The following is a 14,984-nucleotide window of genomic DNA, read 5'->3' as shown; positions in this document are numbered from 1 at the left end:
CATTAAAACGACTCCCGCAGGAAGCAACAAGGGCTTTTTCTTCACCGTCACTTGCAACATTCACGCCCCCGGCTCGATGATCGTCACGCCCACGGACGGCCTCGCCTTTGTGGACTGGTTCAAGGCAGCATTCCAAGATGAATCGATGGATCTGGGCAAATACAAAAGCTACAAAAGCCTGTCCGGTCTCTTTGTCGGAATCAAAAGTGCTGAGTTGGATTCGGAAGCAGGAAACTACGAGAACACCCTTACCGCCAAAGTTGCCGGTGCCATGGCCAACGCCGGTCTTGACGTCAGCAACGTCATCTGGCGCATCAGCCGTGAACAATGGAAGGGATGGGTATGCCAAACAGGCACCAGCTGTAGCGGAACAATCGACATTCTCCTCGGGAACAAGGCGGACGCCAATGAATCCAACAAGGACAAGCGCATCGCCGTCACCAAGTTCACGTTGACCGTGATTTACGATGCCGCCGGCAATGCCACCTTCGAGACAAAAGAAAGCCAAACAACAGCTCGACTTGAACTGAAGAATGAAAATGATCCGGACAAGAACAAGAACAGGTATTGGGTTTTGAACGGCGTCAAATAAGAAAAAGCCTCGACCACAATAAAAAGTGGCGAGGCTTTTCCTATTGAGATGACGACAGGCTAGAAGGCGAGGCGCACATTGGCCTGTACGCTGTGGCTTTGCAGTCCGTTGTCGCCCGACAAACCACTGTAGATCAATCCGAATGCCAGATTGCCCTTTTCTGCAGAAAGGCCTGCACGGTAAGTCACAGCGTAGTCGCCCGAAATCACGGACTTCGTGTTCGTACCTTCAATGCGAACCTTCTTGTCGCCAAGCGTCGGGACATAGGCAACGTCCGCAGACGGGGAAATGCGCCATGACCCTGCCTCAAAGCTACCGACAGCCTTGATGCCGACAGGAAGCTCATGCACGACGACGCGATCCTCAGCATCGGCATGATCAACTCCGATCACGCGCCAGCCTGCATACGGCGTCACGGTCATGCCGCCAATCGACGCATCGGCAGACACCTTCAGCGATGCGCCCAGAACGTCCGCATGACGCTTCTGCCCCTGTGCCTTGCCCTCATGACGTTCGTACAATGCCGAAGCAGTGAGAGCCGCCGGGCCGAAGCGATAAGCACCGTAAACCGAACCGCCAACGTCGTTCCAGTCCTGTGATGCAAGGTTGTCGCTCTTGACATTGCCCGTACCCGCGCTCAGAACAGCACCGAGCGTGAGGGTTTCAGTTGAACCCTGACCGCCGAAAAGCATGCCGCTTCGATCCGTGCGATAGGCATCAAAGTCAGACTTGCCGTAGCCTGCCGTTGCCCAAAGACCGTCGCCATTGGCAACGGTCTGAGATTCGATGGCATCCAGCGTCTGAGACGCCGCAACGCGAGCCGCAGACGTGAGAGCGCCAACCGTCGTCGGAATCGTGCGATGCACCCGTGCAGCCTCACGAGCCGCACGTTCGCGGGATTCGCGGATCAAGTCTTCGATCGTTCGAACCGGTGCTTTCGTTTCGGAAGCAGAAGACGATGTATCAGCAGTTTCTGCAACTTCTGACGATTCATCCGCAGCCGGTGCTTCGCCCTCGCCTTCGTCAACCGCAAGCGCAACCGCTTCTTCCTCGTCGGAAAGAGCGCGGTCGTCAAGCGGCAGCATTGCCGCTTCATTGGCCGCAGCCTCTGCCGGGATCATCCCAGCAGACTTCAACGCTTCAATAACTGCTTCGGGCAACGTTTCGCCCGCGTCGTACATCTCCTTGGCTACTTCAAGATGCTTCGTCAGGTAGGAAACCTTGGCAACAATGCCGATCACGAGCTGACCGTTGCCGCGATTTATCAGAACGCCATTGGACTTGAATTTGTCGGCCACGAGCGTACCGCCATTCTCAACGCGATCCAGAGCACCGATTGAAACCTCATTGGCGACCACCGTTCCCTTGTTCTGAATCGAGAGATTCTTTGTCGAATCCACAGACAAAACACCCGTGTTCTGCACGGACGTTCGATTCGAGTTCGAACCGTCAACAGCCGAGACAGCCATCGTTCCGTCGTTGCGAATGCTCGTGTTCTTGCCGGTCAGAGAAAGCTTGTTGATGACGAGCTTGCCTGCATTCTTCACCTTGGCATTCCCCTCCAACGACAGCTTTTCGCCAATCTCAAATAGGTCGTCAACAGCCGCAACGGACATGACGCCCGTCCCGAACACATACACTTTGCCCAGAACGCCGCCCTGCTTCTGAGACTTCGTAAGCTCATGCAGGTAGCCAAGATTCAGAGCACCATAAATCCTCACGAGACCCGTGGCATCGCCGGCGAGCTTCGTCCCGTCGCCAAGAAGGGTAAGCGCCTTGCCGCTGAAGATTGAAACGGACTTGGAAGCCACGGAACGGAAGCCGATGGAATTCAGGCCACTCGAATACGCGCTAACATACAAGTCCGTTGTGTCCGCAAGGTCGTCCTGATAAAGAATTGCGCCGACATTAGCAGCAGTATTTAGGAAGTTCCTGGCGTGTGCAATATCCACGACCTTGGTCTTTCCGACGCCAAAACTTAGCGATCCAGTGCCGCCGAACGTAACGTTCACACCTGTACCAACACCGGCATTATAGAAAGCCTTCTTAATCTGTTCCTGAGCTTCGGCAGAGAAATCCGTATCCGTAATATGGATCGTGCCGCCGGAAATGTCCGACTGAAGGAAGTTAGCCAACTGCTTAATGCCTCCGGGCGCAGAGTCATAGAAAGCAGATGTATCAACGGCTCCAATAGCCTCCACTTTTTCGGCGGGTTTTGAAGAATCAGTGGCCTCATAGTCCGCAAAAGCGAGCATATTCCCCGAAATCAGTCCGGTGGATTCCGTCTGCTTCAATCCTACGCCATAAAACGCATTCAGCTTATGGGTGGCCAACAGGTTCAGTGTGCCGGAATTCTGAAATGTCCCGACCCACATATAGTAGCCATAAGAATTTTCGCTTCCCCCTGTCGCATTCACCGTACCACCGGTCTTATTTGTGATCGATTGGCCGAAAATACCATAAGCAGAAGCTTCAGTTCCACCCGTTGCATTCACTGTGCCGCTATTCGTGATTATGGCGCCATCAATACCATGAGCAGAAGCTTCAGTTCCACCCGTTGCATTCACTGTGCCGCTATTCGTCATCGTGGGGCCATAAATACCTGTAGCACCTCTTGCACCTCCACCCGTTGCATTCACTGTGCCGCCATTAGTGATCGTGGGGTAATAAATCCCCATGCTATTTCTTACAGTCCCTCCCGTCGCAGTCACCGTGCCGCCAGCTTCATTCGTGATTGTGCCGTTATCCATCCCGTGGGTAGCCTCTCCAGTCCCACCCGACACCTTTAACGTTCCGCCTGCCTTATTCGTGAACTCGTTGGCATCAATACCATTAGCTATTGTCCCACCCGTCACTGTAATCGTGCCGCTATTCGTGATCTTGCCGCCATCAATACCAAAGGCATCCCTCTTATTTCCTCCCTTCACAGTCATAGTTCCATCAAACCGAATATCACCAACAATAATGCCGCCATAATCTCTGCGACTAGAAATATTGACTGCAGTAACATCAGTAGCCTGGATCACGAGATCCTTGCCGTGAAGGTTCAGGGTTGCGCCTTCGGCCAGTTTAAACCCGCCATCACCAATCGTTCCCGTAGCATTCTCGATGGTGTAATTACCTTTGACGATATTGAGCTTTCCGCCGTCGCCAAAAGTCAGATCCTTCAGCCTGCCTGCATTGAGCGTCACGGCGGCATTGTCAACGCCGAGATTCAATGTGCCGCCTGCAAGCGTCAATGCACCCGTAGCCGCGTAGTCGTTCTCGCCCTTGCCGACAAGCGTCAGTTCAAGGCCGTCCTTCACGGTGATCGTGTCAGTACCCGTGATCGTGCGATAGCCGAACGACTTGGTAATATCCCCGTCATTTCCGATGACGAGATTCGGCTTTTCGGAGACCATATCGGCTTCGTACAGGATTGCACCATCATTACCGAAACTTGTCCCAGTCAAGAGACAAATAGCCGACGCAAGCACAACCTTCTTCCCGCATCCCCTCGCCTGACCAGAGCCAGCCTGCTCACTCACCACCACGGAACACCCACGCACAGCATTCCAGATGCGCTTGTAAATCCGGTTCATATCTTCTCCCTGAGATTTGTCAGCTTATTTGCAGAACCCTTTTGGACAGCATTTCCAACGGCAATGCTTTCTAAAAGAGTCCGCCCGAAGCGGAGAACGTGCGAACACGCCCTCCGCCCCAGACGGAATCAGAAAGCTATTGCTTAGAAGCTATAGCTGTAGTTGGCAGTCACGCTGTGAGTCTGAGAACCCTTTGTGCCAACGCCGCCCGTGTAGGACAGGCCGAACGTATGGTTCTTATTCGAAGCATTGATGCCGAGCTTCAGTTCGCCCGCCGTCTTGCCCGTCACGTCATACGAGTAGCTGTCAGAAGCCTGATAGCCCGTAGCGTGCACGGTAGCCTTCGAATCCGTATCGCCAAAGCTCTGAACGAGCGAGACGTCCGCATAGGGACTGACCCACCAGTTCTTGGCACGGAGATTGCCCTTCAGAGCAACGCCGACCGGAACCTGAACGATGTCGGAGGATTCCGAATCAACCTTCCAGGCGTCCTTGCCGTTGATGGTGATGTCATAGCCCTTGGCCTTGGAATGCACATAGCGCAGACCGGCATGAGGCATGACGATCAGGCCCTTGGTGAGTTCAAAGGACATTTCGCCGCGCAGACCGAGCGTCAGGAATTCCGAGTCAACGTCACCCTTGATGGCGTAGGCGTTGCCCTTCATATCCTGGTAACTCTGCTTGGCTTCGCCCGTGGCATAGCCGTAGCCTGCGTGACCGATGAGGGCCGCATCGCCAATGCGATAAGCACCGTAGAGGTTGCCGCCGAAGATTTCGGCGTCGGTGTCCGTCTTGGTGAAATTGCCTTGGCTCTTAAGGTCGCCATTGGTGTAGCTGAAGGCCGCACCGAGCGTAAGGGCGTCGGTATTGACGACATCAGCACCGAAGATGAAGCCGCTGGAAGTGGCTTCATAACCGCCCTTCATTGCGCCGTCGCTTTCGAGCTTGTCCGTCTTGCCGTACTTGCCCGAAGCCTTGACCCACAGCGTTGCGCCCTTGGTCATAGAAGCGTGAACTTCCATGGTTCCCATCGTGTCGGTAACGTTGGAAAGCGCGTAGGCGTTCATGCCGGAAGCAGCGGAGAGCTGCACGGCAGAGTTCCAAACCTGCGTAGCCTTCACAACGTCAAGGGCACCGGTCGAGGTCTTGCCCACGTAGTCCTTGTCGAGCACACGTTCGATGAACATGACATCGGCCTTGGCGGAGTTCGGATCGCGCAGAGCAACGTTCGTGTCGTCATTGATGAGACCGTTGATGACGCCAGGCACGCTGAAGTTCTTGGACAGAGCCTGAATCGTCGTATCCGGCACAGGGGTCGGCGGAACAACCGGATCAGGATTCGGAGTCGGAGGCACGACCGGATCAGGATTCGGAGTCGGAGGCACGACCGGATCGGGATTCGGGGTCGGCGGGACAACCGGATCAGGATCGGGATTCGGGGTCGGCGGGACAACCGGCGTGGAAGCACCCACGGCGAGCATGAGCTTGCCTTCGGACTTGCTCACGGCCATTGTCATGTCGTCATTCGTCTTGTTGATGAGGTAGGCACCGTTCCAAGCCGTATCGGCCGTCTGGGAAAGATCGTAGCCGTCAGCGAGGAAGTAATGCTTGCCCCACGTGGCCTTCTTGACGACGAGTTCGGAACCGTCCTTGACCGTGAACTTTCCGGAGTTGTTGCCCATGAAGATCGTCTGGTCAACGAGATTCTGAGTATCGAGAACAAACGCAGAATCCTTACCGAAGTAGACGGAGCCTGCCCCTACGGTTTCACCCGCTTCGACAGTGCCCACAATGATCTTGCCGTTGTTGGTGACAAAACCGGCCTTGTTCGTCGCAAAGACGGCGTTCTTCGTGCCGTCATAGGCGGTATTGGTCTTCGAGAGTCCAAGACCGAAGAAGCCGGAAGCAACTTCAAGCGTACCGTCCTGCATGAACAGATTGCCATAGTTGGCATCGCCACCTGCGACCTTGTAAGTCCCGTTGCCAGCAAGACCAAGCGTCCTGCCGTTGTCTTCCGCACCGGCCTGAGTCGTGATGATGCCGTTTGCACCGCCGACAATCACGCCGGAACCATTGGTGCTGTTGATCGAGCCCTTGTTGTCAAGCTCGCCGCGAACAATGAAGAAGCCCGGGTGGTAGCCGAGAGTCGAAAGCGACACATCCTCGACCACGAGACTACCAGTCGATTCAACCGTGATCTTCTTCCCTTCGGTCAGATAGGCAGAGTCCATCAACGTCAGAGTACCGTTAATCTTCTGACCGTCGGTACGGCCTACCAAGTACGTCCAGTCCGTATCACTCTGACTGCTGTATTCATTGTTGGCACCTACGTCGATGGCGAGTTCGCCACCGTCGATGTCAGAGGCAGCGCGATTAACATCAATAACGTACTTGACATCCGCGCCTTCAACTACGAAATCGGAAGCGCTCGGAGCTTCAACAGTGTCAAGCGTGACGTTGCTCTTGTATTCGTCAGCCGAAGCGCCTGCACGAAGCGGAGCACGCATCGGAGCAAGGGACATGAGCGCTACAGATTGCGTGGTGTTCGCATAGTCACCCATGAGGTTGTTCAGGCGTTCCTGATTGTTCTGATCCCACTTGCCCGCAGCGACGAGGCCAACCGTCCAGTTGGCGCCGCTACCGTAGACACGACCATTGAGCTTGATCTTATCGGCAACAATCGTGGCACCTTCCTTGAGGCGCAGAGCGCCAAGGCCGGCCACCTTCAGATCGGTCGCACGAATGAGCGCATCCCTGCCAGCACCGAGATCGCCGCGCTGGGTGTTGGAACCCACATTGATCTCTTTGAAAGAGCTGTCGCCCAAGACGTTGATTCGACCAGCAGCAATGTCGGTCTTGTCGAGAGCCACGAAGCCGCCCGTCTTGTCAACGATCATCGAACCGGCAACCGTATTGGCGGCGGTCGAAACGATCTTGCCCGCAGTCCTCACCATCTTGTCGGCGGACGTGCCGTCGAGAGACGCGGCAACCGTCAGGCCGCCCGCTTCAATCAGAGCATCCTTCGCATTGGAAATCGCGTCATTGACGGCGAGAGCCTGCTCGAAGATTGCCTTGCCAGCGGTATTCGTGAACTTCTTGTTGAGCGCCGTAGCGGACTTGACATTGAAAGTGCCTGCGTTGGTATAGGCCGCATTCAGAGCGTCGGCCACAGCAACCGTCAGCTTGCCCTTGTTGACGAAGCTGGAAGCCGCGTCGTCGGTCAGGTTCGTCACGTTCAGGATGGCATTGGCATCCGTCTTGCCGGAAGCGGCGGCGAGCGACATGTTCTTCACATTGAATTCGCCCATCACGACGTCAACGGCACCCTTTGCGGAAGCCGCCAGCGTGCCGAGAACACCCTTCGTGCCGCTAACGCCCTTGGAACCCAGGACGAACTTGGAGCCTTCGCCCGTCACGCGCATCGTGCCGTCGGCAGTCTTCAGAAGATTCGTACCGACCGTCTTTTCACCTACAAGGGCAAAGGTCTTGCCGCCGTTGACCGTCACATCGTCAGAACCTGCTACGCGGGCAAAGCCGATGGAGTCATCAAGCACATAAGTGTCGGCAGCCGCCACACCCGTACCCACCACCAGCTTGTCGCGGAACGTACCGGCTTCGTTAGCCTTGTTTTCGAAGGCCATGTTCGAGAACACGACGCCCGGATCAATGAAGTGAGAACCGGTCAGAGCGGCCTGTTCGTTCTTCAGTTCGCGGTAGGTATCGTAGTAGAAGCCGTTGAGCGCACCGGATGCGCCCGCAGCCGTACCCGTGAACACGACATTGACCCTATCCGCACCTTCGCCTGCCATCGCCTTGAGTTGCGAGGAAGCAGATGCAATAGCGCGAAGCGAAACCGCCTTGTCGGTTACGACGAGCGTACCGCCATTGGTCGTAAAGTCGAGGTTGTTCTTGAAGTCGTCCTTGACGGTGGAAACATCCGAAGCGCCCAGAACGGACGTATTGAGCGTGGTTTCCGTACCATCGTTGATCTTGTAGACCTTTTCGGAAACGCCTTCGAAGAAGTTCGTCAGAGAGGCCGTCAGAGCGCCGCCGTCCATGTGCAGACTCTTATCCGTAAGCGCAATGGAACCGGCCTCAAGAATGCCGCCGGACTTCAGGTTGACCGTGGAATTCGAATCGAGAAGACCAACAGTAACCAGGGTCTGGCCTGCCTTCCAATCTGAGCCAACCTGAGTCTGATCGGTGAACGAGCCTGCGGTCGCACCGGAAATGTTGACGGTATTGCCCTCGCCAAGGGTATTGGCACCCGAGCCGTCGCCCGTGCGGGCAAGCGTACCGCCCGAGATGTTCAGGATGGAGTTGTTGAAGAAGGAGTTATCCGCCGTCGTAAGCGCACCGCCCGTCTGGCTATAGGTTACGTTCGCACCTTCGGCAATGGTGTCCAGAGCCATCGAGACATTGTTCTCAATGAAGGAACCCGTCTTCGCAGCAAGCGTCTTGAACGCATTCGTTTCGGAAAGGTTCTTCACCGTTGCGCCCGTTGCCACCGCGAGCTTGTCAGCCGTCACCGTGCCCTTGAGGGTCGAAATACCAGCCTGAGCATTGAAGGCCGTACCCGCATTGATCGTGCCTTCGTTCGTAAAGTCGCTACCCGTCGTCACGCCTGCCGTCGTGGTAATCACACCGGCTGCATCGTTCTTGGAAGCGGCATTGTTGAAGGAGAGAGACTTCGCCGTAACCGCTGCGGCATTGTCAAGAAGACCCGCAATCGTCACCGCAGCATTGCCTGCGTTCACATTGCCCGCCGTCTGATTCAGAGACGCAAGCGTAGCGTCCTTGGCGAGCTTCAGAGTGCCCGTATTGGTCACTGCGCCGAAAGCGGAAGCACCGGCAAGCTCAATCGTACCTGCGTTGGTCGTTGCACCGAACGTGGACTTCTGAGCAGCATCCGTGGACTTCGTAAGACTGTTGATCTTCGTCGTCACACCGGCGAGATTCAGAATGCCTGCCGTAATGTTCTTGTTGTTGGTCGTCGTATTCGTCGCCTGGAGAAGTCCAGTGACGTTCACGTCCTTGTCGTTCGTCAGCTTGGCCACTTCAGCAGAGCCTGCGGTGATTGCGCCCGCATTGCTCAGGAGACCTGCGGTCGTGAGCTTGTTCGTAACGGCAACCGTACCCGCAACAGAGCTGTCGCCGTTGAGCGTCAGCGCATCGTTGGCCGTCGTCGTACCAGCCGTCTGATTCAGACTTGCCATCGTACCCGCACCGGCGAGCGTAATGGTATTGGCATTGGTAACGGCATCAAACGTGGACGTACCGGCGAGCGTAATTGTACCGAGATTGGACACGGTGCCAAGCGAAGAGTTAGCCGCCGCATTGGTGGCTTCAATCGTTGCGCCTGCATGGTTGTCAATGCCTGCGCCATGAAGAATGCCAGCAACGATCTTGCCGTCATTGAAGGACGTTACCGCTGTGTCATTGTAGGCATCCCAACTGAGCGTACCCTTGACGTCAATGTTGCCAGAGTCGGCAACGTTGGAATAGACGTGATTGGCAAGCGTCTTGCCGAGCGTCAGATTCTTGGCAATCTGAACTTGGCTCGCATTCTTGAATGCGCCGCCGATGTTAAGCGAACCCTTGCTGGAAACTTTTGTCAGCTGCGAATTTTCGGAGCTTTCAACGCCTGCGATATACGAGTTAAAGTCGCCAGTAACAGTCGATTCATCCGTTCCTGTCAACTCCAATTTGGACTTCAGGTGCTTGCCGATGAACTTGACGCTCGCTGCATTAATTTTTTCTGCTTTTGTCGTAACATTACCGTCAAATCCGTAGTCCACAACATCATCAGGATTGTCGGGATTGTAGAAACTTTCCAGATAGGTGGAGCCCAGTAACAGTGCGCCTCCGGAAATAGTCTTGGCCTCTAAGATGCCCGCATTGGAGACGTAGTATTTGGAGTTGATCTGGTTGACGCCAGTCAGCTTCGCGCCGAGGCCGTTGTGTTCTTCAACGGTGCCGTTGTCAATGTAATCGACGTCCAAATTGATGTTTTTGGCAACAATCACGTCCTCATTATTAATCTGAGAAGCCTTCACGTTCCCGTTCAAAATCATCGTCGAAGCGGCATCCGTCGTCGCATCGCCGCGATTGTTCAACCGAAGTTCGCTGTTGCCACCGTCGATCTCTGCGTATTCCGCATGATTAAAGGAACCGATGTCAACTAACTTGCCGTTCAACGACTCGTCAACGGTAATCTTGCCAGTAACATAAATACTGCTACTTTCATCACGATCATCGAGGTTGTTCAAAATACCGTATTTACCAAGGTCAGTATCTTCGCTACCGGTGACGTATCCCTTGTCCTTCAACAAAACGTTGTTCAACCGAACCGTACCGTTCCCGTATTCGAGCAATTGAACTTCGGCATTATTCGAAATCGTTAGATTCTTTTCGACATGTAGCTTGGTGATGTCGGCAGAATCGGCGGTTACCGTTTCATACGTATTCAGCGTATTCGCCGTGAGCTTACCGCCAGTCACAACAGAACCACGGTTGTTAACCGTCGCCGTACTGGTCAGATTGCCAATCGTCTTGATCGCGCCGTAGTTCAAGACATCCTTGCCCGACGTCAGGTTGTTCGCCGTAATCGAACCCGTGGACACAATGTCCTGAGCCGATAGATTGCCCTTAACGTCAATGACGCCGCCCGTTTCATTCGCGTCATAGGTGTATTCGCGGGCGACGTTCTTGAGAAGGCCCGCAATCGACACGTCCTTCTGAGCCGTGAAAGTCGGCATGACAGGGGTCGAGGTGCTGCCTGTCGCATCCTTCGAATAGGCTTCAATCTGATTGAGAGCCGTCAGATTGGCATTGCCTGCGAGCTTGATCGTACCGCCATTGGTCACGGTACCCAGAGAGGAAGTGGCCGTGCCGTCCGTAGTTTCCAGGTAGGAATCCGTGATGTAGTTCTTCACGCCGGCCAGATTCATCGAACCGGCCTTGAGAGTGCCGAGGTTCTTCGTGTAAGTCGTGCTCGTGTAATTCAACGAAGTGCCGCTGTCTTCCTTTTCAACCTTGTCGGCAGCGTCTTCAGTACCCGTGCCGTAAACGTCGACGGTAAGATTGCCGCCGACCTCAATGGTGCCGGTGTTCCACAGCGTGTCCTTGACGTGCAGATCCTTGGCAATCTGCATGGAAGACTTGATCTCGTCACCCGCCGTCGTGGCAACCTGCCCGTTAATGAACTTGTTGACCGTCCAATTGCCTGCGGATTCGGTATCCGTCACATTGGCGTAGTTCGTCATCGTGCCGTCAACCGTCACAGTACCCGCGTTGGTAAACGTCGTGCCGGTTGCACCCGTCTTCGCAATGGCGCTGATGTCAATCGTATTCTTGTCGAAGATGTCGGCCTTCGTGCCGATTACGGCATTCGTCGCATGGATCGTGCCGTCATTCTGAATCTTTGCACCATCCTTGACGTAGAGATCCTTGACCGTCACATCACCACGATTGACAAGAGCTTCAGCGACGCGAACTTCCTGAACATTCACAACGCCCGCATCGCCGACAGCCACGCGATTGATCCAGTTGATCGTGCCGACCTGTGCTTTTTCCGAGTTGGAAGCAACGTCATGGTACGTAGCGGCATCCTTAAGAGTGCCGTCGATCATCATGGTGTGGTAGCGAAGCAGACCGGCAGAATTGCGGTCGCCGAAATTCGATGCTTCACCATCACCCCAGAAGTCATCGGTGCCGTCGTCATAGCCGAAAACACCGCCAGTCACCGTAGATCCGGCACCGATCTGCACCTTGTTGGTGAGTTCGCCCGAACCGGACTTGCCCCAACCATTGAACATGTCAACAGCACCGAACTTGCCGCCCGTCGTGTCAAAATTTTCGTTAATGACGGTCGTGCCGTCCGGATCCGTCACCGTCCAGGCCGACGTATCCTCAGTAATCGCAGATGCAGCAGGCGCGGCCATGGCGAGCGGACTTGCCAAAATTCCCGCGAGGGCCATCGTCATCGCAGTCCTGGTAAAGATAAAGAGCGGCGTCGGCTGGGATTTGGTTACGACGCTACCCGTCTTCGTGGAAGCATCGGCCTGTGCATGTGCGGAAGTCACCTCGTTCACGACCACAAGCTGGCCGCGCAAGGCATTCCAAACAGTTTTATATACACGGTTCATTGTGAACTCAGGCTAAATCGAATTGAAGGGAGACGTCCTGGAGCACCGGGTTAACCCTTAAATGACAAGTCGTCCTGCGCGAAAACCGCCCATCAGATAAAAAGGCGAATTTCGACACTTTCAATCTAGAAACCGTGATTTTTCAGCCGACACGACAGAGAGCAGTTTCTGCTTTCTGTTGCACGACCTGGAGTAACGCCCATTGAAAACGCACGTCGCGATCCCTGACGATAGCGTCAGTCTATCGCTCATGCCGATTAATAGGCTTTCCTTTCCCACAGAAGAAGCACAGGCGCGTTCCTGCGGCGTTAGGCCTTGTATTCGCTCTTGTCGCTCAGGATGAGCGGGTAGCGCCCTTTGATGACATGTCCGCCGGAGAGGGAGGCGATGAATTCAAGGTTCGGGAGCATCCCGAGCAGCTGCGGGGAGAAGAGCGGCACCTCTTCTTCGGCAAGGCGCTCGCCGAGACTGCCTCCCCGCGGCACCGGTTCATGAACCGTCGTGGAAAGCCCTTGGGTACGTTGGATGGAGAAGACTTTTGTTTTCGGAAGAGCATCCGTCACAAACTTCTGAGTGTCCGGGTCGATGCATCGGAGCGAGATGCGGTTGTTGAGGTTGCCGAGAAGCTGATTGGCCTTGTCCTTCGATCCCATGCGTGAAACGAAGTCGGAGATCGTCTGCGTCGCGACGAAGAGCTTCAGATGTGCGCCGCGGCCTTTGTTGAGGATCTGAAGGAAGGGCGTATTGACGACTTCGGCAGCCTCGTCCACGAAGATGTTGACGGTTCGGGCCTTGGGCTTTCCGAGCTTCTTGAAGAAGCGGCCAAGGATGGGGAGGTTCGACGCCCACCCTCCTTTGGACACTTCCTGACCCACTTCGGGTTCTAGGCCCTCGAAGTTGTAGCGGGCGCCGGCGACACACGCGAGGTCGGAGAGAAAGAGCGCGCCGATAGCGGAGCCCACCATCGGATCGGAAAGGGAGTCCAGACCAACGTAGACGACGTGGTTCCATGCAATCAAGTCGTTCGTATCGCGCCAGGTATGCTTCTGCTTTTCCTCAACGGATTCCGGAGGCGAAAGCATGTCGCCCAAGACGCCGGAGGTGAGCATCGAGAGGATCGGCAGAAGCGACGTGATCATCTTCCCGAAGTGCTCGCGGTTGTGCGTATACATGCTCACGAGGTCGTCCATGTCGGAATCCGACGGCCCATTGGTCTGGTAGTACTCAACGAGCGCGTTGGCGATCGACTCGCGGTCGTGCTTCTTCTGCCCGGCGATGTAGGTCTCCAGTTCCTTTACGCGGTCGGGACGTGAGGTGCGCAGATAAGTGTTGAGCGCATCAATGACGAGCCCTGAAACGGCGCCGGACCCGGTGCCCGCAAGGTAGTGCTTGAGGTTCTTCAACGTAGGGCTGCGGTAGACCGAGCAGAGCCCGTTGCAGATGGCGTTCAAAGCCCCGAAGGCGAAGTTCTTGAAGGGGTCTGAATCCGAAGCCGAGGGGATGAGCGCTGAAATTCGGTCTGCGATTTCAGAGGGGCGCGTCCAGTTCGCCAGAAGGTTGATGCGAATCGACTCTTCCGGATGCGCCGGGTGAAAGGAGAGGAACTTGTCGCCGCGGCCGAGCATCTCACACGCCCTCCTCGCCTTGTCGCGCAGGTCGCGGTCGCCCTTCGGGTCGATGATGAAGACGGTCTCATTTCTGAGAATCGCCTGCGAAATCAGAAGGTCGAAGCATCTGGTCTTGCCCGAGCCCGTCGTGCCGATGATGAGCGTGTGGCCTTCCGTGTGGGAAACAGGCTGAAAGATGTCCTCCTCACCGTCGCCCACGCCGTGAATCCATGGCTGACCCTGCGCATCCGACACGCGCTTCTGAATCTCCTTGTAGACGTGCACGGCCTTCCACGGCTTGAAGATGCAGAGCGCGAGGTTCTTGCGCATGAATGTGAGCACGTAGAGCGCCCCCAACGCCTCGCGGTAGGTCCTGTGCCAGTCGCGCTTGAGGAGATCGGACACGCGCTGAGCCTGCGTCTGCCCCCACGCGAACCCGCGCCCAAGCCACATGTCGTTCTGATGCACGGGGTCATTCAGGATCTGCTGAAGCTCTTTGAAGTCGATGTAGGGGAGCGGCGTGCCGGCAAGGCGTAGCGTCATGTGCAGGCGCCGCACGGCGGGCTTGAAGCGCCAAAGGCCCATCAGGGCGCAGCACAGAGCACAGCAGAGCGTCGCTCCGCTTGCGCCGAAGAGGTCGCCCCAGACGAAGTACCACGCACAGCCGCCGAACCACGCGAGCGCCTGCCGCATCTCAAAGTTCTGCCGCCACGTCTCATAGGCGGTCGGATCGTATCTCAAGGCCACAACGTGCTCCTGCTCCAGAGGCTTCAGCCCTATTCAGCCCTAGATGCTCCAGAGGAAGACCGCCCGTCGAGCTGCACGAGGTGCACGAGGTGCATGAGCTGTACGGGCGGATGGAAATTCCAGAAATGCCGAAAGAGGTCCTGCTTCGCAAGAGGAAACAGGGAGGAAAAATCGGCTCTCAGAGGAGTCTAGGAACCGGCGGACGTGCAGCTGGTGGTCGAGCGCGCCAAATCCGCACCGCGAGCGCTTAGCTTATCAACAGGATTGCCGCAGGAGTCCCCTTCCTTCAGGTGGGGGAGGAATGCGGCAC

General features: G+C 55.8%; 4 protein-coding genes. 1 reads left to right on the top strand and 3 read right to left on the bottom strand.

The annotated features are described in order from the left end of the window. Positions 1-592, top strand: a 592-nt coding sequence (locus ACT6Y9_RS03060; RefSeq protein WP_443743472.1) for a hypothetical protein, incomplete at its 5' end; no start/stop codon positions are given. Positions 593-651: 59 nt separating this feature from the next. Here the strand turns inward: ACT6Y9_RS03060 and ACT6Y9_RS03055 are convergent. The 3 genes from ACT6Y9_RS03055 to traD form a co-directional block, all read right to left on the bottom strand. Beyond that, positions 652-4,173, bottom strand: a complete 3,522-nt coding sequence (locus tag ACT6Y9_RS03055) for an ESPR-type extended signal peptide-containing protein (RefSeq protein WP_443743471.1) — start codon at positions 4,171-4,173, stop codon at positions 652-654. 143 nt (positions 4,174-4,316) lie between these two features. Next, positions 4,317-12,320 carry an ESPR-type extended signal peptide-containing protein gene (locus tag ACT6Y9_RS03050; protein WP_443743470.1) on the bottom strand — a complete coding sequence of 2,668 codons (8,004 nt, stop codon included), beginning with the start codon at positions 12,318-12,320 and terminating at the stop codon, positions 4,317-4,319. Between the two features lie 308 nt (positions 12,321-12,628). After that, positions 12,629-14,674 (bottom strand): conjugative transfer system coupling protein TraD, encoded by a 2,046-nt coding sequence (gene traD, locus ACT6Y9_RS03045; RefSeq protein ID WP_443743469.1) that lies wholly within the window; start codon positions 14,672-14,674, stop codon positions 12,629-12,631. Positions 14,675-14,984: the final 310 nt, after the last annotated feature.

Source organism: Sutterella sp. (assembly GCF_052272535.1).
Classification (GTDB): Bacteria; Pseudomonadota; Gammaproteobacteria; order Burkholderiales; family Burkholderiaceae_F; genus Sutterella.
The sequence above is the reverse complement of the archived record's forward strand: the minus strand, read 5'-3'. Positions and strand labels throughout refer to the sequence as shown.